Below are 22,145 nucleotides of genomic sequence, written 5' to 3'. Positions count from 1 at the left end.
CCCCCTCGTCGAGTTCCAGGAAAAACCGTGCCCTCGCGGCATACTCAAGCGTGGGTGAGACAGGTCACCGCCCGGACGAACCGGGCGATCGACGGTGATCGGCTGCCCGCCCGCCAGAGGAGCAGCGTCCGGTACGGCGTCGCGTCGGGCACCGGGCGGTAGGTCACGTCCGGGCGGACGTTCCGCGCGGCCAGCCCGGCGGGCACCAGCGCCACGCCCTGCCCCAGCGCGACCACTTCGAGCAGCTGGGCGCTGTCCTGCACGACCGGACCGTCTGGCCGGTCCGGGTGACCCAGCCAGTGGTCGCGATCGACGATCGCCGGATCGCTCCACCGCGGCGCCGGTTCGGCGGCGAGGTCGGCGGTGCTGAGGACCTCGCGCCGGGCCAGTTCGTGCCAGGGCGCGAGCGCGGCGACGCGTGGTTCGGTCGTCAGTGGTTCGGTGTCGAGACCGTGGCCGTCGACGCAGGCGGCGATCGCCACGTCCGCGCGGCCGTCGCGAACCATGTCGGCCTGCTCGCCGAAGCCGCTCACCACCACCCGGATCTCCGGCGCGTCGGGCTCCGCGCGGAATCGCGCGCGGATCCGGTGCAGCAGTTCCGTGGCCACTCCCGGTTTGGCGGTGACCACGAGGCCGGGAAGTCCCTCGCGCCGCGTCCGGCGTACGGCGGAGTCGAGCGCGCCGAGCACAACGGCGCTTTCCTTGAGCAGGGTCTCCCCGGCCGGGGTCAGAGCCAGCCGGGGTCCGGTGCGGTCGAAGAGTTCGACCCCGAGCCGCCGTTCCAGCTTTCGCACGGCCCGGGACAGCGGCGGCTGCGCGATGCCGAGCCGCTCGGCCGCGCGCGTGATGTTCAGCTCCTCGGCGACGGCGCGGAAGTAGCGCAGCTCGCGGATTTCCGGCATACCGCCAGGGTATGGGACCCCACCCGATCGGTCTTTCCCGGCATGGGGTGTGACCGGCTGGAATGGACGGCATGAGCGAAGTAGCACTCGTCACCGGCGGCGGCAAGGGCATCGGCTTGGCCATCGTCGACCGGCTCGCCGAGCGGGGATTCACCGTGTACCAAGGAATTCGCGGGGAAGCGGCGGCCAGGCCGGGTATCCGCCCCCTGCGGCTCGACGTGACCGGCCCGGAGTCCGCGGAAGCGGCCGTCAGCACGATCGAGGCCGAGGCGGGACGGCTGGACGTGCTGGTGAACAACGCCGGGATCATGACCGAGTGGGGCATCCCGGTCACCGGCGTCACGGCCGCGCACCTGCGCGAGGTGTACGAAGTCAACGTTTTCGGCGTGGTCACGATGATTTCGGCCTGCGTGCCGCTGCTCCGCCGTTCGCCGAACCCGAGGATCGTGAACATATCCAGTGGTCTCGGCTCGCTCACCGTCCTCAGTGACCCCGGGAGCCGTGCCTTTCTCGCCTACAGCTCGTCCAAGGCCGCGCTCAACGCGCTGACGCTGATCTATGCCAACGCCCTGCGCGCCGACGGCATCAAGGTCAACGCCGCCAGTCCCGGCCTGGTGCCGACCGACCAGAACGCCGCCGCGCCCTTCCCGCGCGGCGACCGCACCACCGCCGACGGCGCGGTCGTCCCCGTCGAACTCGCGACGCTCCCCGTGGACGGCCCGACCGCCGCCTTCCGCGGCCCGGATTCACTGGACGACGTCATCCCCTGGTGATCGGGAACCAGCGACCGCGGTGCCGCGTCGGACCGGGAACCGGTGATCGACAAGGGGGATGGATCGATGAACGGCTTGGTTTTGGTCCTGGTGTTTTTGCCCGCGTTGGTGGTGGTGATCGTGCTGGCCAGGGCGGCCGGTTCCTCGTCGAGGGGGCGTGGCAGTTCTTCGTCCGGTTACGTCGACTATTCCGGTTCGTCCTGGTCATCCGGTGAGGGCGGGTCGAGCTGGTCCGACAGCGGCAGCGGTTTTTCCGGCGGCTGCGGCGACAGCGGCGGCGGCTTCTCCGGCGGCGGTGGCGACGGTGGAGGCGGCGGCGGTTCCTGTTGATCACCGCATCGGCGGCGGCCACGATCGTCCCGGCGCTCAGCCACACCCGGCTGATGCCAGGCCGCCGTAGGTGCACTGCGGGATGCCCGTCATCCGGTTAAGCTCAGCCGCGCACCGCGTCGGTGAGGACGCTGGCGTAACGAACGAGAAGCGCGGTCAACTGTTCAGCCTGGCTCCACAGGGCGTCCCAATCGTCGTCGTCAGCGTCAGGGGCCGGCTCGGCATTTATGACGCTTTGCTCCAGTTCGCGTATCCGCAACATCGCCGCGGCGGCCTCTTCGACTTCGCGGAGCGCCTCGACAGCATCGGCAACCGTGGATGCCGGTGCTCCGTGCTTGTTCAACAGATCGGCGAGTTCGCGCTGGTCGGGCAAACCGGGAACTCGGGCCTCGATCCACAGGTCGCCCCACAGGCGGCGACGCCGAGCTTCTGGTTCTCCATCGTCCAGCACCACAACCTCGCCGTCGCTGGTGTGGCTGATTTTCAGACCAGCACGAGCCGCTTGCTCATTGGCCAGGGCGGCCATGTGGGGATCGGCCTGGTTGAGCCCGTCCGGCAACGCGAAAGTGGCCGTCAGCCGAGTCAAAGATCGGGTTTCTTCGGGAACCTCCGGGAGATAGCCCACCCCGTCGTCGGCTATACCCGTCGGGTCGGCCGCGGCCACCCGTGCGGTGGGAACGAGCTGACCGGTCGCACTGACAACTACTGCGATCGTTGCCACGTCCGCCCACCACGCAGCGAATTCACGTGCTGCATCGCGGTGCCAGCGGGCTGTCGTGATGGCCATGGAGCTGCGCATGTGGGCGATGGTGAACCGTGGATCCGGACTCGTCCGCGGGATACCGTCGGCGATTCGCTGCTCGAGCAATTCCTCACTGGCGTCCGTTAACTCGCTCATTCGAGCGTCGGCCGCGCCTGCCTCAGCGGCCACTTCCTCGGTGACCGCTCCAAGCTTGGCCAAGAATTCGTTCACCGCGTTCCTGTCCATGTGGGCATGATCCGCATCGGGTGAAACGGTCGTGCTCACATGGGGCAATGGGTTCATATCATCCTCCTGTTGGCGGTGGCAGCGCACAGTACTCCCTCGGTCAGGTCGGGTAACTGTCGGCCAATGTCACCCGTTCGATTGATAAGAAATGTCTGTACGAAGTGAAGCGAACCGATCGACTTCGCTTGTCGTCGGATGCCGGAAACGATCTTGGGGCAAGCGAGCTTGTCGGCGGCCGTCCGGGTGAAACGCATTGACGCGGGCGGGTCTCCGGCGCCACGGTGCTCAAGGGTTGGGAGCGCTCCCAGGTTGCCGTGGAAGTGGGGCTCGATGAAGCGTCTCGTCGGAATTCTCGCCGTGGTCATCGCGGTGGCCGGGGCCGGCCCGGCGTCCGCGGTCTGCGCGCTCGACCAGGTTCACACCCCCGGCCGGGTCCAGGAAGCCGGTGCGTCACTGCGCTTCAGCTGGCCGGGCGTCCACTTCGAAGGGCGGTTCCGCGGCACCGGGATCGGGGTCTCCCTGCAGGATCCGGCCGCCGACTACGAAATCCAGGTCGACGGGACCACCAGGGCCATCCTGGTCACCCCCGCGTCCGGCACGCACTGGGTGCACGGCCTTGCCGACACCGAGCACACCGTCCGGCTGGTCAAGCGCAGCGAAAGTCCTTGGGCCACCAGCACTTTCGGCGGCTTCGTGGCCGCGCCGGGCGGTGCCGTGCTCGCCAAGCCGCCCGCGCGCGCCAGGCAGATCGAGTTCATCGGCGACTCCTACACCGCCGGCTACGGCAACCTGTCCACCAGCCGCGACTGCACCGGCGACCAGGTCAACCGGGCCACCAGCGCCGACCGTGCCTTCGGGCCGCTGACCGCGCGGCGGCTGGGCGCCGACTACCAGGTCAACGCCTTCTCCGGGCGCGGTATGGTGCGCAACTACAACGGTGGTGAGCCCGGCACCGACTACCGCACCTACTACGACCGCGCGCTGCTCGCGGTCGCCGGTGACGTGTGGCAGAAGCCGGCGAGCTGGCGGCCGCAGCTGGTGGTGGTCGGCCTGGGCATCAACGACTTCTCCACCGCGATCAACCCCGGCGAGCCGTGGACGCCCGAGAGCCTCGTTGCCGCGTACAAGGCCGCGTACCACGGATTCCTCGACAAGCTCCGCGCTCGCTACGGCCCCGGCACGACCATCGTCGTCAGCTCGACGTACATGTCCAACACCTCGGTGTTCACCGAGACCACGAAGCAGATCGTGAGCGAGCGCGGCGACCGCGTCCGCCACTGGTACTACCCCGAAACCGGCCTGGACTACCTCGGCTGCCACTGGCACCCGTCCGCCGACGACCACGAGGTCATCGCCCAGCGGCTCGGCGATTTTGTCGCCACCCTGCCGCTGGGCTGGTGACAGAACGGGACCACGATGAGGATTCTCGGCGCTCTGCTCGCCGCCGCCATGCTGGTGACGGGCCTGTCCACCGCGCCGCCCGCGTCCGCGGCGGCGCTGACCGAGGTGACGAACTTCGGCCCCAATCCGAGCGGTCTGCGCATGCACGTCTACGTGCCGGACCAGCTCCGGCCGAAACCGCCGGTGCTGCTGGCGGTGCACTGGTGCACGGGGTCGGGCCCGGCGATGTTCAGCGGCACGGACTTCGCGCAACTGGCCGACCAGCACGGGTTCGTCGTGGTCTACCCGTCCGCGACGCGGAGCGGGAACTGCTTCGACGTCTCCTCGCCGCAGGCCCTCAAGCGCGACGGTGGCAGCGATCCGGTCGGCATGGCGTCGATGGTGCGGCACGCGCTCCAGACCTACCAGGGCGACGCGTCGCGGGTGTTCGTCACCGGGATCTCGTCCGGTGCGATGACGACGAACGTCATGCTGGCCAACTACCCCGACATCTTCGCCGCGGGCGCGGCTTTCTCCGGCGTGCCGGCCAGCTGCTTCGCCACCACCGACGGCTCGGGCTGGAACAGCCAGTGCGCCAACGGCCTGGTGCTGAAGACCCCGCGCCAATGGGGCGATCTGGCCCGTGCCGCGTATCCCGGCTACAGCGGGCCGAGGCCGCGAATGCAGCTGTGGCACGGAACCCAGGACGAAACCCTGCGTTATCCGAACTTCGGCGAGGAAATCGACCAGTGGACCGACGTCCACGGCCTGTCCACCACGCCGACCACGACCGACTACCCGCGCCCGAACTGGACCCGCACGCGGTACGGCACCGGGGTGGAGGCGATCTCGCTGCAGGGTGTGTCCCACAACCTCTGGACCTCGGGCATGGGCGCGGAAGCCGTCCGCTTCTTCGGCCTCGACCAGGGCGGCGGCCCGGGGCCGGTGGCGGACTGCCAGATCAGCTATCGGGTGAACGCGTGGAACACCGGCCTGACCGCGTCGGTCACCATCACCAACACCGGGACCACCCCGCTCAACGGCTGGAACCTGGTCTACACCCTGCCCGCCGGGCAGGACTTCGTGTCCGGCTGGAATGCCGTCTACACCAAGGCGGGCAGCACGATCACCGCGAAGAACCCGGCCTACCAGCCGGTGCTCCCGGCGGGCGGCTCGGTCGAGATCGGTTTCCAGGCCGGGCACACCGGCGACACCGGGGAGCCCGCGGCATTCACGCTCAACGGCACGGCATGCGCGGTGTCGTGAGCGCCCGGAACCGCGGGCGGACAGCGGCTCAGGTGCCCGCGGCACTTTTGTCGCGACGGCACACCACTGTTACGAACCAGGCCACACCACCCGCTCCCGTCGATGACGGTGTCGGCGAGCGCAGGTGCTGGTCGAACTCGGCCAAGGCCCACGGCGGTTCACCGTGCACACGGATGCGCCACCCCGGGTCGAGTACGCCACCGGTCGGCCATGCCCGCGACACCTACGACGGCCGCCATTGAACTACCGCTCACTGTCGGTGGTCCCGGTTAGCATCGGGGCCATGACAACCAAGGCGCAGTTGCGCAAGACAGCGCTGACCTTCGAGGAGGTCGAGGAGCACGACGCGGACGGAGTGCTGCGCTATTCCGTCCGTGGCAAGGAGTTCGTCTCGCTCACCAAGGACGGACTGGTGCGGGTGCGCCTGCCGGACGACGAGGCGGGCAAGGCGGTGGCGGCCTATCCGGCGGCCGAGCGGCTGATGCACGCCGGGCGGTCGATCGGGTTCCAGGCACCGCTCGCGGACGTCGGCGGCCAGCACCTGTGGGCGCTGGTGATGGCCGCGTGGCGACACCGCGCGCCGAAGCGGCTGGCCGCGAAGCTGACCGCCGTCCTCGAATCGCCCGTGCGGCCGGGCAGCGATCTGCCCGCCGCGATCGGCAAGCCCGCCACCCGCGCGCTGGCCAACGCCGGACTGACCACAGTGGACCAGATCGCCTCCCGGAGCGCGGCCGAACTGCTGGCGCTGCACGGCGTCGGGCCGAGGGCGGTGCGGATACTCGCCGAAACCCTCGCGGAGACGGGGAGGTCGATGAGGTCGTAGCGTGTGTCCACATCGGATAGAGGCAAGCGGGCGGCCGATACGGCAGCCCGTCGGGGGCCACAACCCGCAGACCGTTGTCGTGCTGGAGCGTGTCAGTTCGTGACCTCGTCGGTGTGCTGCGGGGCGAGCAGCACGCACACGGTGCTGAGCACGCACATCCCGATCAGCAGCCCGATCACCGGCCAGATGCTGCCGGTCGACTGGAACAGCAGCGTCGAGACCAGCGGCGACAGCCCGCCGAATAGCGCGCCCGCCACCTGGTAGGAGAGCGAGATGCTGGTGTAGCGCGCCCGCGGCCGGAACATCTGGGACAGCACGGCCGCGATCGGGGCGTAGGTGGCCGTCATCGCCAGGCGCATCACCACGAACACGGTGATGATCAGCAGCGAGTCCTTCGTGGAGAACACCAGGAACTGCGGCGCGGCGAGCACCGCGACCGCCACCAGGCCGAGCACGACGACCCGCACCCGGCCGAAGCGGTCACCGAGCCACGCCGTGCCGAAGGTGAGCACCAGTTCGACGAAGGCGGCGATGCTGAGCGCGTTGAGCACGAGCGATTCGGAAACCCCGACGGAGGGATCGGTGGCGTACGCGGTGGCGAAGGTGGTGACCAGGTAGTACCCGCCCAGCGCGACCGGCAGCACGCAGACGCCGAGCAGGATCGGCTTCCAGTTCGTGCGCAGGGCGTAGACGAGGGGCACCCCGGCGTGCGCCTCGGCGGCTTCTTCGAACACCGGCGATTCTTCCACAGTGGACCGCACGATCAGGCCGACCACGATCAGCAGCGCGGAGGCGAAGAACGGGATCCGCCAGCCCCAGTCGTTGAGGAACTCCGTGCCGCCCAGGCTCAGCAGGCTGAACAGGCCGGTCGCCAGCAGCGCGCCCGCCGGATTGCCCGCCTGGGCGAAGCTGCCGTAGAAGGTCTTCTTCTCCGGTGGCGCGTGTTCGACGGCCATCAGCACCGCGCCACCCCATTCGCCCCCCACCGCGAGACCCTGGACGAACCGCAGCAGCACCAGCAGGATCGGCGCCCACGCCCCGATCTGGCCGTAGCCGGGCAGGCAGCCGACGAGGAAGGTCGCCGCGCCCATCATGGTCAGCGTCACCACGAGCGCGGTCTTGCGGCCCACCCGGTCACCGACGTGGCCGAACACGATACCGCCGAGCGGGCGGGCGAAGAAGCCGACCGCGTAGGTGGCGAACGAGGCGGCGATCCCGGTCAGCCGGTCGCCGGTCTCGGGAAAGAACACCGTGCCGAAGACCAGGCTCGCGGCGGTGGCGTAGATGTAGAAGTCGTACCACTCGATGGTGGTGCCGACAAAGGCGGCGAGTCCGGCCTTGCGGGCGCGCCGGAGCGGCGGGGTGCGGAGGTCGTGCGTCATCGGGCGGTCTCCTGGGCGTGGCGGTGCTGGACCTCGCCGCCGACCCAGGTCTCCAGCACGCGGATGTCCGCGATGCGACCGGGTTCGGTGGTGAGCGGATTGGCGGCGAGCAGGACGAAGTCGGCCCGCTTGCCGGGGGTGATGGAGCCGAGTTCGCGTTCGCGGCCGAGCGCGCGGGCACCGGCGATGGTGTGCGCGGCCACGGCCGAGCGCGCGTCGATGAGCAATTCGTCCCCGCCGAGGCGGTGACCGCGCCGGGTCACCCTGGTCACCGCGGTCTGGATGGCTTCGAGCGGGTTCGGTTCGGCGACCGGGGCGTCCGAGCTGAGCGTGACCGGCACCCCCGCCGACCGGAACTCGCCCAGCGGATTGAAGCGCTCGCCGGGCGTGCCGATCGCGTCGGTCACGCCCTCGCCCCAGTTGTAGTAGTGCTGGGGCTGGTTGACCGGGTGGACTCCGAGCGCGGCCATCCTGGTGATCTGCTCCGGTGTCGGGAGTCCACAGTGCTCGATGCGGTGACGGGCGTCGGGGCGCGGATTTTCCTTTTGTGCGGCCTCGATGGCGTCGAGCACCATCGCGATCGCGTCGGGGGACTGCGCGTGGGTCGCGGTCTGCAGGCCGGCGGCGTGTGCCTTGGCGATCAGCGCGGTGTAGTCCGCCGGGTCGTGGTAGAGCTGCCCGGTGCGGCACGGGTCGCCGACGTAGCCGTCGGGGAAGTACGCGGTCCAGCCGCCGAGCGTGCCGTCGGCGTAGAACTTGATCCCCGCGAAGGACAGGTGCGAGTTGCCGAAAGCGCCGTGCAGGCCCATTTCCAGCGCCTGGTCGAGCAGGTGTGACAGCAGGTACATATGCACGCGCGTGGTGAGCCGCCCGGCTTCGGCCAGGCGCAGGTACATGTCGAACTCGCGGCGCGTCACCTGCGCGTCCCCGATCGCCGTCACCCCGGCGGCGAGGAACTTCTCCTGCGCCACGGCGAGTTGCCGCAGGTGCTCGCCGGGTTCGTCGGCGAGGTGGAAGTTCGGCCCGTGGTGGCCGACCTTCACCCCGGAGACGCCGGTGAGGATGTTGCACGCCGCGTCCGACAGTTCGCCGGTGGGTTCGCCGTGCTCGTCGCGGAAGAACACCCCGCCGTCGGGATCGGGGGTGTCACGGGTGACGCCGTTGCGCGCCAGCGTGTGGCTGTTGACCACGCCGCCGTGCCCGCTGGCGTTCATCAGGTAGACCTCGCGATCCGTGGCCACGGCGTCGAGTTCTTCCTTGCGGGGGTGGCGTTTCTCGGCGAGGTTGCGGTGCTCGTAGCCGTAACCTCGCACCGGCCTGCCGTTCGGCGTGCGCTCGGCGGCCTCGCGCAGCAGCGCGACGATTTCGGGAATGCTCGACGCCCGGCCGGGGCCGCAGTCCACCCAGGTCATCATCTGGCCGTACATCAGCGGGTGCGCGTGCGGATCGAGGAAACCGGGCAGCAGCGTGCCGGGCAGCCGCCGCTCCTCCGGTGCCGGGTGGCCGAGCCGGGCTGCGGCCTCGCGGCAGTCCGCCACCGAACCGGCCGCGGCGATCTCCGCGCCGAACACGAGGACCGCCTCGGCGCCCTCGGTCGTGTCGTCCACGGTGACCACTTCGTCGGGACGCAGGATCGTTGCGGTGGCGTCGAGAGCGGACCGTTCGAGGTGGTTCAGCATGCGCATTGCGGTGAAGGTAATCACGCGAGGCAGTCGAGGCAAACAGATCGTGCGCGTACTGCTGGCCTGTGCAGTCGATTTGCTTAGATGATCATGCATATCAGTGCAATCGAGCTGTGACACCGGCACTTGACGCGTGATATGACTTCCCGGGGTCACCGAAAAATCGGGAGGCGAAATTGGGCTTCGACGAGGCGCTGGTCGCCGCTCTGCGGGCGGACGGCCGGATGAGCGTGGCGGACCTCGCCCAGCGCGTCGGCGCCTCGCGCTCGGCGGTCTCCGCGCGGCTGGAGCAGTTGAAAGCCGACGGATCGCTCATCGTGATCGCGGCGGTCCACCCCGAATTCCTCGGCCTGACCGCCTACGCGCACCTGGCGATCCGCACCTCGGGCCGCTCGCGCGAGACGGCGGAGGCGATCGCGGCGCTGCCCGCGGCGGCGTTCGTCTCGGCGGTCAGCGGCGAATACCAGGTCGTCGCCGAACTGCGGCTGCCGGATTCCGCGGCGCTCTACCGCACGGTGGCCGACATCCGTGGCCTGCCGGACGTCGAACTGGTCAACACCCTGGTCTACGTCGACGTGCGCAAGGGGCTCTTCATGCCCGGCCGTCCGCTCGCGCCGGGGCTGCGCGTCGACGACCGCGACCTCGCCATCATGATGCGGCTCCAGGCCGACGGCCGGGAGAGCTTCGCGCGCATCGCCCAGCACGTCGGCCTGTCGCCGTCGGCCACCCGCACCCGGGTGGGTTACCTGGTGGAGCACGAGGTCATCCGGATCGCGCCGGTGCTCAGCCGCGCGCGCCCGGACGCCGGGCTGGTGTGCGGGATCGGGCTCAACGTGCGTGGTGCCGGTGACGCGGTGACCGAGGCGCTCGCGGCCAGGGACGACGTCGAGTTCCTCGCCCGCACCATCGGCCGGTTCGACGTGGTGGCCACCGTCGCGGCCCGCGCCGCCCGTGAACTCGACGAGACGCTCGAAGAGATCGGCGGACGCGAGGACGTGGTCAGCGCGGAGTCCTGGGTGCACCTGCGCATCGCCAAGGAACGCTACGAATGGCCCCTGCCCGATCCTAGTGGTCACCATCGGAAGTCCTCCGGGGTCTCGACGGCCCAACTTCCCGCTGGACGCACCGCGCCAAGGCCCGAGTACGACCCGGTACGAGGGCCTTGGCGCGGCACGCCCAGCGGAAACCTGGATCCGTCGATACCCGCGAAGGACTTCCGATGGCAACCACTCACGTGACGCGGAACGCCCGCCGGTAGGCGCCGGGCGTGGTGCCGACCAGTGCGTGGAAGCGGCGGCGCAGGTTGACCGCGGAGGTCAGGCCGACGCGGGCGGCGATCGCCTCGACCGGCAGGTTCGTCTCCTCCAGCAGGGTGCGCGCCTCGGCCACCCGGCGGGACAGCAGCCACGCGCCGGGACTCGTGCCGAGCTGCTCGGCGAACCGCCGGGCCAGCGTGCGTGGCGAGACGTTGAGGTGCGCGGCCAGTTCGGCCACCGACAACGGGGTGCCGAGGCGGGCGCCCGCCCAGTCGAGCAGCCCGTCCAGCGCGTCCTCGGGCGGGGCGGGCGGCGCGTACTGCACCTGACCGCCGTCGCGGTGCGGTGGCACCACCATGTGCCGCGCGACGAGTGCGGCGTGCGCGGCCCCGTGGTCCCGCCGGACCAGGTGCAGGCAGAGGTCGATCCCGGCGCCGGCGCCGGCGCTGGTGGCGACGTCGCCGTGGTCCACGTAGAGCCGGTCCGGTTCCACGCGGACCTCGGGGAACTCCTGTCGCAGCTGCTCGGCGCGCGCCCAGTGCGTGGTGGCCGAGCGGCCGTCGAGCAGTCCGGTGCGGGCCAGCGCGAACACGCCGGAGCAGATGGTGACGAGCCGGGCGCCGCGCGCGTGCGCCCGCAGCAGCGCCCGGCGCACGCGCGGGGACAACGGCGCCTCGACCGGCGCCCAGCCGGGAATGATCACCGTGTCCGCGGCCGCGAGCGCCGACAGGCCCCGCGAGACGGACATCGCGTACCCGGCCGTGGTCGGCACCGGCCCCGGGGTTTCCGCGCACACCTCGAATTCGTAGTGCCGCGGCACACCGTCCCGGTCGGTGCCGAAGACCTCGGCGGCGCAGCCGAGTTCGAAGGTCGACTGCACCGGCCGGACGAGGGCCACCACACGATGCATGGCAGGAAAGTACCCCATGGTGGCTTTGTCGACACTGTCCCGAGTGGTTTTCCCGCGGCACGTTGGAAGGCATGAATCCCGAGATCCTCGAGCAGGAGGGCTACACCTCCGTCACCGTCAAGGAAGCCCCCGTCCGCGAACTCTTCCCCGGCATCCGCCTGCGTCCACTGTGGACGAGCCCGGCCGGTGCGCACGCCAACGTGCTGGAGATGGACCCCGGCTCGTCCTGGCCGCACCGCGACGTCCACGAACCGGGTCCGGAGGAGGTGTACGTGGTCGCGGGCACCTTCAACGACGGCGCCCGCGACTATCCGGCGGGCACCTTCCTGCACGCCCCGGCCGGGACGTGGCACGTCCCGGCCAGCACCACCGGCTGCACCCTCTTCCTCTTCTACCCGGAGGGTTAGCGGTCGCAGAGGGCCCGGTCGACCATCCGCTCGGTGAGTGCCTTCGGCTTGTCGAGGTCGGCCGGGTTCTTCGCGGTCAGGCCGGTGAGGGACAGCACGATCGCGCGCGTGCCGTCGGCGGAGACGCCGACCGTGCTGAGGTAACCGGTGGTCTGGCCGCCGTGGCCCCAGTAGACCCCGCCGCAGCTCAGCTGGTACGGAACGAGTCCGAGGCCGTACCCGGTCTGCAACCCGTCGTCGACCGGCACCACCCGCTGCATTTCGGCGAGCTGGGCCGGCCGGAGCAACTGCCCGCCCAGCAGGGCGCGGAAGAACCGGCCGAGGTCGGCGGTGGTGCTGATGATCGCGCCCGCGGCGTCGCTGCCGGTCCGGTTCTGCTCGGTCACGTCGGTGACCAGCGTGCTCGGGAACCACTGCTGGTAACCGCGGGCGGTCGGGCCGGGCATCGACGGATCGTCGCCGGGCACGCTGGTCCCGGTCAGTTCCAGCGGGAGGATCACCCGGCGGCGGACCTCGGTGGCCCAGGAGTTCCCGGTCACCGCGCGGATGATCATCCCCGCCACCACGTAGTTGGTGTTGGAGTAGGAATGCCCGGTGCCGGTCGGCGGGTGCTTCAGCGCGAGCGCCACCAGTTCCGCGGGTTCGTAGTGGCGGTAACGGTTCTGCTCGAAGTACTCCGGGGTCGGCGGCCACTCCGCCCGGTACTCGAACAGGCCGCTGGTGTGCTGGAGCAGGTCCCGGACGGTGATCGCCCGGCCGTCGTTGCCGTTGCCGCGGATCAGGCCGGGCAGGTGCCGCTCCACCGTGTCGTCCAGGCCGAGCCTGCCCTCGCCGACCAGTTGGAGCAGCACCACGGCCACGAACGTCTTGGTGTTGCTGGCGATCCGGAAGCTGCTGCGCGGGGAGACCGGCTGCCCGGTGTCCACATCGGACTTCCCGCTGGTCGCGGTCCACTGGCCGTGGCGGGTGCTGATCCGCGCCTGCACGCCGATGATCCCGTCCTCGTGCAGCGTGCGCACGTCATGGCGGAACTCGGCGGGGTGGTAACCCGGCGTCGCGGCCGCGGCGGTGCCCGTGCTTCCGGTGAGCAGTGCCGCGCCCAGCAGCGCGGCGGCGGTTTTCCTGGCTGAAATCGGCATGGGAAAACGGTGTCAGCTCGCGCGCCGGGGAACATCGGACCGGGCTCCGACTTCCGGCCTCCACCCAGGGGCTGATCAGGCGGCCGGCGGGCGGAAGAAGTTGACCAGGTTGCCGTCGGGGTCGCGGAAGAGCAGGGAGCGGTTGCCCCACGGCATGGTGGTCGGCTCCTGCACGATCTCCGGGGCGAGCTCGGCCAGCCGTTCGTACTCGCGATCGACGTCGTCGACCAGGAATTCCAGGATGGCGGTCCGGTTCGACGCGGGCACCGCGGCACTCGTGGTTTCGGCGCTGCCGATGGCCAGCGTGCACGACGAGCCGGTGAGTTCGGCGAACTGCTCGGCCCGCCACCGCGCGGTGAGGCCGGTGGCCTGCTCGTAGAAGCCGACGAGGCGGGCGACGTCGTCGCTGATGAGGCGGACGGAGGCGAAGCGCACGGGAGGTTCCTTTCGGTGGATCTTTGATGACACGACCCACGCTAGGAGCAATACTGGACAGGAACCGCCCGGTATCGAAAGGATCTTCCGCGTGCCCCGGCCGACCGCTCGTGTGCTGGCCCTGCTGGAGATCCTCCAGGCCGGTGGCACGCGGACCGTGGCCGACCTCGCCGGTCGGCTGGAGGTCGACGAGCGCACCGTCCGCCGGTACGTGGACCACCTGCTCGACCTCGGCATCCCGGTCCGCTCGATCCGGGGTCGTCACGGCGGGTACCGGCTGGCCGCCGGGTACCGGATGCCGCCGCTGATGCTCACCGGCGAGGAGGCGCTGGCCGTCCTGCTCGGCCTGCACGCGGGCCGGAGCACTTCGACTGCCGAAAGCGCGGCCGCCAAGGTCCGGCGGGTGCTGCCCGATCCGCTCGCGCGGCGCCTCGACGCGCTGCTGTCCACCGCCGGCTTCACCGCACCGGCTCGCAGCGGGCTCAGCGCCGAGGCCGGGGTGTTGTTCGAGGTCGCGGAAGCCGCGCGGGACCGCTGTCCGATCCGGATCGACTACACCGCGGGCCACGGCGGCACCAGTGAACGCACCGTGCACCCGTACGGCATCGTGGCGCACTCCGGCCGCTGGTACCTGACCGGCGCCGACTCCAGCAGTGCGCGGGTGCGCACCTTCCGCGTCGACCGGATCACCGCGCTGGAGGTGCTCGACGGCACCTTCGACGCCCCGGCCGGGTTCGATCCCGCCGAGCACGTGCTGACCTCGCTGGCCGAAGCACCGCACCGGTACGAGGTGTCACTGCGGATCCAGGCGACCGCCGAGCACATCCGCACCCTCTTCCCGCCCGCCGTCGCCACGCTGGAGGCGATCACGGGGGACGAGATCCGGGTGCGGATCCGCGCGCAGCACCTCGACTGGATCGCGACCCGGCTCGCCGCGCTCGACCGGCCGTTTGTCATCGAGCGACCGGACGACCTGCGGGACCTGGTCCGCGAACTGGCCCAGCGGTTGAGCAGCTACCTCTAGAGACTCGCCCACATCGTCTCGATGTCGAGGACTCGGTTCTTCCGCAGCGTGAGCACTCGTTCCACCGCGGCGAGCACACCCGCGAAAAGCAGTGCGAGGTTGAGCCAGCCGGGGAGGGCGAGCGGCGAGGTGAAGGTGCCGAAGTGCGCGGCCACCTTGGGGATCCTGGTGAGGAACTCGAGCGCCGTCGGCACCGCCGTGACCAGGTTGACCACCAGGACGAGGATCGCCGCCACCCCGATCGCGCGGCTCACGCGCGGGTACCGCCGGGCCAGCGCGGCGCGCAGGTGCTCGGCGGTTCCGGCGACGGGGGCGAGGCGCCGCTCCTCGCCGGAGTCGAGCACCAGGTGGACCCGCGTCACGCCGTACAGCGAGCTGTCGACCTCGATTTTCCCGCCGGGCACGGGGAAGGTCGCGGGCATGTCGGCCACCGCGTGGCCCTCGCCGTCGCGGTAGAGGCGCGCTTGCCAGTCGCGGGTGGTGTCGACCTCGACGGTGTAGGCCGAGCCGGTGTGCTCGATGGTGTGGAGCGAGCGACTCAGCACCTCCGTGCGCCGGAGCGGGCGCAGTCGCCCTGGCTGTTCGGCTTCGCAGGTCACGGGTTGCCTCCTCGGTCGTCGGTGTGCCTGCGAGTAAAGGCCGTGCCGCGGCGGCACACTCAAGCCTCGCCGGGTGTGACCCACATCGCACGGGCGGGCCGATGAGTTCGCCCGGCGGGCGTGGTCTACCCGGCAACGAGAGTGGAGGAACGATGAACCAACTGCTGCGCGTCCAGAACTTCAACGTCTCGGCCGACGGGTTCGGCGCGGGGGAGAACCAGAGCCTGGAGCGGCCGTTCGGCGACGCCGACCCGGGTGACATGTTCGCCTGGGCCGGGGCCACCGCGAGTTGGCCCAACCGCACCGATCCCGGTGGCAGCCGCGGTCTCGACGACTACCTGACCCGCGACTTCGCCCACAACATCGGCGCCGAGATCATGGGCCGCAACAAGTTCGGGCCGCAGCGCGGGCCGTGGACCGACCACGACTGGCTCGGCTGGTGGGGCGACGAGCCGCCGTTCCACACCCCGGTTTTTGTGCTCACCCACCACCCGCGCCCGTCGTTCACCCTGTCCGACACCACCTTCCACTTCGTCGACGGTGAACCGGCGGCGGTGCTCGAACAGGCGAAGGAAGCCGCGCGGGGCAAGGACGTGCGCCTCGGCGGCGGCGCCACCACGATCCGCGAGTTCCTCGACGCCGATCTCGTCGACACCCTGCACGTCGCGGTCTCGCAGGTGAAGCTCGGCTCGGGTACGCGGCTCTGGGAGTCACCGGACGAGTTGCGGGATCGTTTCCACGTCGACGTCGTGCCCAGCCCGGGCGGCGCGGTGACCCACCACCTGTTCTGGCGAAAATGACCTGTATGAGCGACTTCTACCACCTGTGCTTCGTCGTCCAGGACATCGAGCGGGCGACCGCGGACCTCACCCGCGCGGTCGGGGTCCGCTGGAGCCCGATCCGCGACGGCAAGCTGGGGGACTGGGACTACCGCATCGTCTTCTCCGTCGAAGGCCCGCCGTTCTTCGAGGTGATCCAAGGCGATCCGGGCAGTCCGTGGGACGCGACCGCGGGCTCCCGCTTCGACCACATCGGGTACTGGTCCGAGGACGTCAACGCGGACAAGCACCGGCTGTCGGAGCGCGGAGCCCGGCTGGAGTTCGACTCCTGCCCGTACGGCCGTTCCTTCACCTACCACCGCATCGACAGCATCGGCGCACGGGTCGAACTGGTCGACATCGCCGCACAGGAGGGATTCCTGCGCACGTGGAGCCCGGGCGGAGCGCCGATGCCGCCGCTCGAACCGCTCGAGCCGTGAACCCGCTACCGAGGGCCTTCGCGGAGCACGCCGCGCACCTCGTCGAGTGAGACTCCGGGCGAGAACTCCGCAAGCACCCAGGTCGCGCCCGCTTCGGCGTAGGGCGCCGGGTCGGTGCCGGGCGCGAGGGCGACGGCGTAGTCGTACGGCGCCGTGGTGTTCCGCAGGCCGGTGATGGTGCTGACGACTTCGGCGAGCTGGTCCGGGTGTTCGAGGTTGACGGGGAAGAAGCCGTCGTGCCGGGCGGCGCGTCGCAGCGGCTTGACGTTGCCGGGAAAGCCCGCGGCCCACACCGGAATGCCGGGCCGCTGGGCGGGCCGGGGCAGGAACTCGATGCCGTCGACGGTGTAGTGCTCGCCGTGGTGGTGCACGGGCTCGCCGGACCAGGCGGCGGTGAGGATCTCCAGCGACTCGTCGAGCATCCGGGCGCGCACCCGGTCGTCGAGCTGCTCGCCGGTCTTGGACAGTTCCTGGCCGAACCGGTCGCTGCCGAGCCCGACGCCGAGCGTGAGGCGGCCCCCGCTGAGCTGGTCCAGGGTGGCGGTTTCCCTGGCCACCTTGACCGGGCGGCGGCGGGCGAGCGGGGTGATCATCGGCCCGAACCGCAGCCGTTCGGTCGCGGTGGCCATCGCGGTCAGGGTGATCCACGGGTCGGCGACCTGCCGCACGGGCGCCTGCCACCGCACGTGGTCCCACACGAACACCCCGTCCCAGCCGCCCGCCTCCGCCTCGGCGGCCAGCCGCGCGACCGTCCTGGGGTCGGCGAGATCGTCGAAGAGCGGCAGCCAGAGCGCTTGGTTTGTCATGAGGGCAACGCTAGGGCAGCCAGACGCATCATGGAAAGCGATTGATCCTGCTCAAGTTGATCGCAGATGCTGATATACCGGGGCGGTAGGGTGCGAACGTGCGAACAAAATGCCGCCTGGACGCCGTGCTGGGCATGGTGAGCGGCAAGTGGAAGGTCCTGCTGCTGTGGGAGCTGCACGAGCGGCCGTGCCGCTTCGGGGAACTGCGCCGACGGCTGACCGGCATCAGCGAGAAGGTGCTGAGCGCGCAACTGCGGGAACTCGAAGCGGATGGCCTGTGCCGCCGGGTGGAGTACCCGGGTGCCGTGCTGCACGTCGAGTACTCGCTGACCGATTCGGGTACCGCGCTGCTCGAAGCGCTGGTGCCGATCACGGAATGGAGCTTGGCGCACCTCGGAAACTGATGCCTGGTGATTACCTTTTTGTGCGTACTTGCCGCCGGACCCGGCGCCCGTCGAAGATCGTTGCGGGACAACGGAATGGGGGTAAGCATGACGGTGAGCGTGCTGGGTATGGGTGCGATGGGGCAGGCGCTCGCCGCGGCCTTCGTACGGGCGGGACGGCCGACTGTCGTCTGGAACCGGTCGGCGGGCAAAACGGAGGCGGTGACCGGACTGGGTGCCGTCCGCGCCGCGTCGGTGGCCGAAGCGGTGCTCGCCGCGGATCTGATCGTGGTGTGCGTGCTCGACCACGCCGCCGTGCGCGAGGTACTGGAGCCCGTCGCGGCGCACCTGGGCGGGCGGGTCCTGCTCAACGTCACCAACGGGACGGCCGATCAGGCGCGGGAGGTCGCCGCCTGGGCCGCCGGGCACGGCGTGTCTTATTTGGATGGTGGGATCATGGCGATCCCGCAGACGATCGGCCTGCCCGCGTCGACCATTCTCTTCAGCGGTTCGCGCGAGGCGTACGACCGGTGGGCGGACGCGCTCGGTGCCTGGGGCACCGGCAACTTTCTCGGTGAGGAACCCGGCCTGGCGGCACTGCACGACCTCGCCCTGCTCGGTGCCATGTACGGCATGTTCGCCGGCGCCTTCCACGCGACGGCCATGGTCGGCACGGAAGGTGTGCCCACCGGGCGGTTCACCACCGAGCTGCTGGTTCCGTGGCTGCGGTCGATGGTGGACGTGCTGCCGATGCTGGTCGACGCCGAGGTCTCCGCCGAACAGCGGCTCGTCGAGCAGGCGGCGCTGGCGAACATCGTCGGCACAGCGGCCGCGCAGGGCGTCCCGGGCCGGATGACCGCGCCCATCCGGGCTCTGCTGACCGACCATGACCGTGACCCGGATCATGCCGATTTCGCTTGAGTGTGCCCCGACGGCACGGTTTTGACTGGGCTCCGTAGACCACTTCTGCCACGGGAGCGCCAATGGCCTTACCGCCCCTCATCGACGTCGGGACCCTGTTCGCCGATCCGGAGTTCTCCGCTGCCGTGATCTCCCCGGACGGGACCAGGATCGCTTATCTGGCACCGAAGTACGGGCGCACCAACGTGTGGGTCCGCGGCGTCGAGGAGGAGCACGCCGACGCGGTGTGCGTGACCCACAACGCGCGGCGCGGCATCAAGTCCTTCTGGTGGACCGATGATCCGCGCTGGCTGCTGTACCGGCAGGACACCGACGGCAACGAGGACTGGCACCTCTTCCGCGTCGATCTGGACGCGCCCGAGGCGCCTCCGGTGGACCTGACGCCGATGCCGCCCGGCTCGCGGGTGGTCGGGGCCGACGTGCTGAAAGCCTTTCCCGGCAAGGTGATGGTGGCGATGAACCGCCGCCCGATGTTCTTCGACACCTTCCTGATCGACATCGCCACCGGCGAAACCACCGTGCACCTGGAACAACCCGACCTGATGGGCGGTTACCTGGTCGGGCCGCGGGGTGAGGCGCGGTTCTACACCGAACTGGCCGACGACGGCGTGGTGGAGTACCACGCGATCGACCCGCGAACGCGGGAGAAGCGCCTCGTCCGGCGGCAGGGTGGCCCGGAGCACCCGATGGGGATCTACCCGCAGTTGGTCACGCCCGACGGTGACGGCCTCATCCTCGGCGCCTTCCAGGATTCCGACGACCTGAGCCTGATCCGCGTCGACGGCGAGACGGGCGAGGAAACCGTGGTGGCCGCCGTGGACGGGCACAGCTTCTGCACGATGGGTCAGCTGTCGCTCGACTTCGGCATCCCCGCCTCCGTGTTCACCAGCCGGCGCACGGGTGCGCTGCTCGCGGCGCGGTTTGTCGGGGACAGGCCCCGGATCGAGGTGCTGGACCCGGATTTCGCCGAGGTGTACGCGGCGCTGTCCCAGTTGTCCGGCGGTGTGCTGTCCGCGCTTTCCTCGGACGATGCCGAACAGCGGTGGGTCGCGACCTTCGACCACGACCGCGAACCCGGCCTGACCTACTTCTACGACCACGGCACCGGGGAGAGCCGGCTGCTGTTCCGGCCGTTCCCGCAACTGGATCCCGCCGAACTCGCGCCGATGACCGGGGTTCACATCACCGCGCGCGACGGGTTGCCGCTGCCCGCCTTCCTCACCCTGCCGGTCGGGGTCGATCCGGTGGGCCTGCCGCTGATCCTGCTCGTACACGGCGGACCGTGGGTGCACGACGGCTGGGGTTACAACCGGGAAGTCCAGTTCTTCGCGAACCGCGGTTATGCCGTGCTGCAGGTCAACTACCGCGGCTCGTCGGGTTACGGGAAGCGGCACCTGACGTCGGCGATCGGTGAGCTGGCCGGGAAGATGCACGACGATCTGCTCGACGCGGTGGACTGGGCGGTCGAACGGGGTTACGCGGACCCGGACCGGATCGGCATCTTCGGCGGCTCGTACGGCGGTTACGCCACGCTGGTCGGCGTCACGTTCACGCCGGACCGCTTCGCCGCCGCGGCCGAGTACGTCGGCATTTCGAGCCTGGTGAACTTCATGGAGACCACGCCTGAGTTCGTCAAACCGTGGCTGCGCAACAACTGGCTCCGCTACGGCGGTGACCCGGCCGATCCGGAGCAGCGGGCGGACCTGCTCGCGCGCTCACCGATCACCCGGGTGCACGAGGTCCGCACGCCGCTGCTGATCGCGCAGGGTGCCCAGGACGCGCGCGTGGTCCAGGCCGAGTCGGACAACATGGTCGAGGCCCTGCGCGCCGGCGGGGTCGAGGTCGAATACCTCGTCTTCGAGGACGAGGGCCACGACTTCCAGAACCCGGAGAACCTGGTGACGGTGTTCCACGCGGTCGACCGCCACTTCGGAAAGCACCTCGGCGGCCGGAGCGGGTCACCCGCCGGGCGATGAGTTTCGGCGCCCGGACCGGTCTCAACGGCCGGAAGACCGGGAGGAGCGATCGGGATGGACCTGTACAGCATTGTCGGCGTGAGCGACCGGAAGCGGGCGGTGGAGTGGTTCGGGGTGTTCTTCGGGCGGCCCGCCGACGAGGTGATCGGGGAGGAATACCTGTGGCAGGTGGGGGAGAACGCCTGGGTGGTGGTCGATGACCGGGACGTGCGGTCCGGGCTGGTCGGCCGGGCGATGATCACCTTCGGGGTGACCGGACTCGACGACATCCTGGCGCGCCTGGTCGCGAACGGCATCGAGCACGAACCGGTGGAGACCTACGGCAACGGCGTGCGGCACGTCGACGTGGTGGACCCGGACGGGAACCGGCTCTCGCTCGCCGAGGCACCCGCTGATCACCCGGGTTAGCTCCTCGGTCAGAGCCGCGTCGCCGCGTCGAAGATCTCCCGCAGCTCGGTGGCGTACCGGTCGGCCGGTACGCCACCGGCGATGGCTGCCAGCGCGCCGTCGAGCGCCCGGCGGATCGTCGTGGCCATGACGTCGATGTCGAAGGCGCGGAACTGGCCCTGTTCCTGACCGGCCCGCAGGATCGCGGCCAGATCGTCGAGTTCTCGCGCGTGGCGCCGTTGTTCGTCGTGCCGGGCCTCGGCGGCGAAGATCTCGGTCAGCGCGGCCAGGTGCCGCGGGTACCTGGCGTGGAGCTCGACGCTGCCGCCGATGAAGGCGAGCAGGGCCTCCCGCGGTGAAGCTGCCTCGGTCACGGCCGGGCCGATCACCTCGGCGCCGAGCTCGTAGACCCGGCGGACCACCTGGTTGAGCAGTTCCGCGCGGTCGCGGAAGTGGTAGGTCAGCACGCCGCGGCTGACTCCGGCGTGCTTCGCGATGCGGACGGTCGAAGCCTCGGCGAGGCCGTGTTCCGCGATCATCTCCACCGCGCACTCGACCAGCTGACGGCGCCGTGCCGCGCGGATGAAGGAGTCGTCAGCGCTGGTTGGCATCTCGGTCCAGAATTTAGCAGTCCTGTTCAATCACGCCAAGGAGCGCATTTTTGGAGTTGCGGGGCGTGCCTTTCGCTGTTCGGTCAGCCATGCTGGAGGCATGTTGTTCCACCACTGGTGGTTCGTCAGACCCGCCGGGAACCCGATGATGGTCCGCGCGGCTGAGGGGCTCAGCGAGCGTGAACGCCGTGAACTCGAACTGATCGAGCGGCACTTGGCCGCCGAAGATCCCGAGCTGGCGCACGTGCTGCGCACGGCGATGGGTTCGCCGGGTCTCGCGTGGACGGTGGTCGCCGTCCTGCTGGGCGGGGTGGCCCTGTTCGGCGCGCTGACCGGCAGTTTCGGCCTGCTACTGGCAGCCTTGCTCGGCGGAGGCGCGGCCTGGTGGCTCCGCCGGACCGCCTGACGCGGCGCCGGTTTCGCCTGCGCGGCAGCCTGCCGGTCGGCTGACGCGGCTGGGGCTGCCCGCCGGGTTCGCTGACGTGGCGCCGGTTTCGCCTGCGCGAA

The 22,145-nt window shown here is 70.2% G+C and carries 25 protein-coding genes; 15 read left to right on the top strand and 10 right to left on the bottom strand.

From position 1 onward, the window contains the following. Positions 1-44: 44 nt before the first annotated feature. Entirely contained in the window at positions 45-902 is an 858-nt protein-coding gene (locus tag YIM_RS34210; RefSeq protein WP_153034244.1) for a LysR family transcriptional regulator, read from the bottom strand. A 71-nt stretch (positions 903-973) separates the two neighbouring features. Between YIM_RS34210 and YIM_RS34205 the strand changes: the two genes are divergently transcribed. After that, positions 974-1,675 carry an SDR family NAD(P)-dependent oxidoreductase gene (locus tag YIM_RS34205; protein WP_228004191.1) on the top strand — a complete coding sequence of 234 codons (702 nt, stop codon included), beginning with the start codon at positions 974-976 and terminating at the stop codon, positions 1,673-1,675. 66 nt (positions 1,676-1,741) lie between these two features. Further along, a complete protein-coding gene (locus YIM_RS34200; RefSeq protein WP_153034242.1) occupies positions 1,742-2,005 on the top strand; it encodes a hypothetical protein in 264 nt (87 codons plus the stop codon). Between the two features lie 103 nt (positions 2,006-2,108). On the opposite strand, the gene YIM_RS34195 is transcribed toward YIM_RS34200, so the two are convergent. After that, complete coding sequence (locus tag YIM_RS34195) at positions 2,109-2,993, bottom strand: hypothetical protein (protein WP_153034241.1); 885 nt, start codon at positions 2,991-2,993, stop codon at positions 2,109-2,111. 330 nt (positions 2,994-3,323) lie between these two features. Here YIM_RS34195 and YIM_RS34190 point away from each other — a divergent pair, with 330 nt between their 5' ends. The 3 genes from YIM_RS34190 to YIM_RS34180 all read left to right on the top strand — a co-directional run bounded on the left by YIM_RS34190 (position 3,324) and on the right by YIM_RS34180 (position 6,462). Next, positions 3,324-4,394 carry an SGNH/GDSL hydrolase family protein gene (locus YIM_RS34190; RefSeq protein WP_153034240.1) on the top strand — a complete coding sequence of 357 codons (1,071 nt, stop codon included), beginning with the start codon at positions 3,324-3,326 and terminating at the stop codon, positions 4,392-4,394. A 15-nt stretch (positions 4,395-4,409) separates the two neighbouring features. Beyond that, on the top strand, positions 4,410-5,639 hold the full coding sequence (locus YIM_RS34185) for a PHB depolymerase family esterase (RefSeq protein ID WP_153034239.1): 1,230 nt from the start codon (positions 4,410-4,412) through the stop codon (positions 5,637-5,639). A 283-nt stretch (positions 5,640-5,922) separates the two neighbouring features. Continuing rightward, positions 5,923-6,462, top strand: a complete 540-nt coding sequence (locus YIM_RS34180; RefSeq protein WP_153034238.1) for a hypothetical protein — start codon at positions 5,923-5,925, stop codon at positions 6,460-6,462. Positions 6,463-6,554: 92 nt separating this feature from the next. On the opposite strand, the gene YIM_RS34175 is transcribed toward YIM_RS34180, so the two are convergent. Together YIM_RS34175 and YIM_RS34170 are read right to left on the bottom strand one after the other, a co-directional pair. Further along, positions 6,555-7,844 (bottom strand): MFS transporter, encoded by a 1,290-nt coding sequence (locus YIM_RS34175; RefSeq protein WP_153034237.1) that lies wholly within the window; start codon positions 7,842-7,844, stop codon positions 6,555-6,557. Then, on the bottom strand, positions 7,841-9,529 hold the full coding sequence (locus YIM_RS34170) for an amidohydrolase (protein ID WP_153034236.1): 1,689 nt from the start codon (positions 9,527-9,529) through the stop codon (positions 7,841-7,843). The genes YIM_RS34175 and YIM_RS34170 overlap by 4 nt, the downstream gene beginning before the upstream one ends. 173 nt (positions 9,530-9,702) lie before the next feature. Between YIM_RS34170 and YIM_RS34165 the strand changes: the two genes are divergently transcribed. After that, the gene (locus YIM_RS34165; RefSeq protein WP_228004190.1) at positions 9,703-10,764 is read left to right on the top strand and encodes an Lrp/AsnC family transcriptional regulator; all 1,062 of its coding nucleotides are present in this window, start codon (positions 9,703-9,705) and stop codon (positions 10,762-10,764) included. Here the strand turns inward: YIM_RS34165 and YIM_RS34160 are convergent. Continuing rightward, entirely contained in the window at positions 10,757-11,692 is a 936-nt protein-coding gene (locus YIM_RS34160; RefSeq protein ID WP_153034235.1) for a GlxA family transcriptional regulator, read from the bottom strand. The genes YIM_RS34165 and YIM_RS34160 overlap by 8 nt on opposite strands. A 71-nt stretch (positions 11,693-11,763) precedes the next feature. On the opposite strand from YIM_RS34160, the gene YIM_RS34155 reads away from it, so the two are divergent. Further along, positions 11,764-12,099 (top strand): cupin domain-containing protein, encoded by a 336-nt coding sequence (locus tag YIM_RS34155; protein WP_153034234.1) that lies wholly within the window; start codon positions 11,764-11,766, stop codon positions 12,097-12,099. On the opposite strand, the gene YIM_RS34150 is transcribed toward YIM_RS34155, so the two are convergent. Together YIM_RS34150 and YIM_RS34145 are read right to left on the bottom strand one after the other, a co-directional pair. After that, positions 12,096-13,238 (bottom strand): serine hydrolase, encoded by a 1,143-nt coding sequence (locus tag YIM_RS34150; RefSeq protein ID WP_153034233.1) that lies wholly within the window; start codon positions 13,236-13,238, stop codon positions 12,096-12,098. The genes YIM_RS34155 and YIM_RS34150 overlap by 4 nt on opposite strands. A 75-nt stretch (positions 13,239-13,313) precedes the next feature. Continuing rightward, on the bottom strand, positions 13,314-13,673 hold the full coding sequence (locus YIM_RS34145; protein ID WP_153034232.1) for a VOC family protein: 360 nt from the start codon (positions 13,671-13,673) through the stop codon (positions 13,314-13,316). Positions 13,674-13,764: 91 nt separating this feature from the next. Between YIM_RS34145 and YIM_RS34140 the strand changes: the two genes are divergently transcribed. Then, on the top strand, positions 13,765-14,697 hold the full coding sequence (locus YIM_RS34140) for a YafY family protein (protein WP_194239849.1): 933 nt from the start codon (positions 13,765-13,767) through the stop codon (positions 14,695-14,697). Here the strand turns inward: YIM_RS34140 and YIM_RS34135 are convergent. Continuing rightward, the gene (locus YIM_RS34135; RefSeq protein ID WP_153034231.1) at positions 14,694-15,296 is read right to left on the bottom strand and encodes a hypothetical protein; all 603 of its coding nucleotides are present in this window, start codon (positions 15,294-15,296) and stop codon (positions 14,694-14,696) included. The genes YIM_RS34140 and YIM_RS34135 overlap by 4 nt on opposite strands. A 152-nt stretch (positions 15,297-15,448) precedes the next feature. Here YIM_RS34135 and YIM_RS34130 point away from each other — a divergent pair, with 152 nt between their 5' ends. Together YIM_RS34130 and YIM_RS34125 are read left to right on the top strand one after the other, a co-directional pair. Further along, positions 15,449-16,096, top strand: coding sequence for a dihydrofolate reductase family protein (locus tag YIM_RS34130; protein ID WP_153034230.1), 648 nt, complete (start codon positions 15,449-15,451; stop codon positions 16,094-16,096). Positions 16,097-16,101: 5 nt separating this feature from the next. Next, positions 16,102-16,554, top strand: coding sequence for a VOC family protein (locus tag YIM_RS34125; RefSeq protein ID WP_153034229.1), 453 nt, complete (start codon positions 16,102-16,104; stop codon positions 16,552-16,554). A 5-nt stretch (positions 16,555-16,559) separates the two neighbouring features. Here the strand turns inward: YIM_RS34125 and YIM_RS34120 are convergent, their stop codons facing one another. Further along, positions 16,560-17,360: an LLM class flavin-dependent oxidoreductase gene (locus tag YIM_RS34120; RefSeq protein ID WP_153034228.1), complete on the bottom strand. Its 801-nt coding sequence runs from the start codon at positions 17,358-17,360 to the stop codon at positions 16,560-16,562. Positions 17,361-17,458: 98 nt separating this feature from the next. On the opposite strand from YIM_RS34120, the gene YIM_RS34115 reads away from it, so the two are divergent. From YIM_RS34115 to YIM_RS34100, 4 genes are all read left to right on the top strand, one after another. Further along, positions 17,459-17,764, top strand: a complete 306-nt coding sequence (locus YIM_RS34115; RefSeq protein ID WP_228004189.1) for a helix-turn-helix domain-containing protein — start codon at positions 17,459-17,461, stop codon at positions 17,762-17,764. An 87-nt stretch (positions 17,765-17,851) separates the two neighbouring features. Further along, positions 17,852-18,664: an NAD(P)-dependent oxidoreductase gene (locus YIM_RS34110; RefSeq protein WP_228004188.1), complete on the top strand. Its 813-nt coding sequence runs from the start codon at positions 17,852-17,854 to the stop codon at positions 18,662-18,664. A 62-nt stretch (positions 18,665-18,726) separates the two neighbouring features. Further along, complete coding sequence (locus YIM_RS34105) at positions 18,727-20,640, top strand: S9 family peptidase (protein WP_153034226.1); 1,914 nt, start codon at positions 18,727-18,729, stop codon at positions 20,638-20,640. A 78-nt stretch (positions 20,641-20,718) separates the two neighbouring features. After that, complete coding sequence (locus YIM_RS34100) at positions 20,719-21,048, top strand: VOC family protein (protein WP_228004187.1); 330 nt, start codon at positions 20,719-20,721, stop codon at positions 21,046-21,048. 8 nt (positions 21,049-21,056) lie between these two features. Here the strand turns inward: YIM_RS34100 and YIM_RS34095 are convergent, their stop codons facing one another. Continuing rightward, positions 21,057-21,638 carry a TetR/AcrR family transcriptional regulator gene (locus tag YIM_RS34095; RefSeq protein ID WP_153034224.1) on the bottom strand — a complete coding sequence of 194 codons (582 nt, stop codon included), beginning with the start codon at positions 21,636-21,638 and terminating at the stop codon, positions 21,057-21,059. A 100-nt stretch (positions 21,639-21,738) separates the two neighbouring features. Between YIM_RS34095 and YIM_RS34090 the strand changes: the two genes are divergently transcribed. Next, positions 21,739-22,044, top strand: coding sequence for a DUF3040 domain-containing protein (locus tag YIM_RS34090; protein ID WP_194239848.1), 306 nt, complete (start codon positions 21,739-21,741; stop codon positions 22,042-22,044). The last annotated feature ends 101 nt before the right edge of the window (positions 22,045-22,145 follow it).

Origin of the sequence: Amycolatopsis sp. YIM 10 (assembly GCF_009429145.1) — a bacterium.
Classification (GTDB): domain Bacteria; phylum Actinomycetota; class Actinomycetes; order Mycobacteriales; family Pseudonocardiaceae; genus Amycolatopsis.
This window is presented reverse-complemented; position numbering and strand designations above follow the sequence as displayed.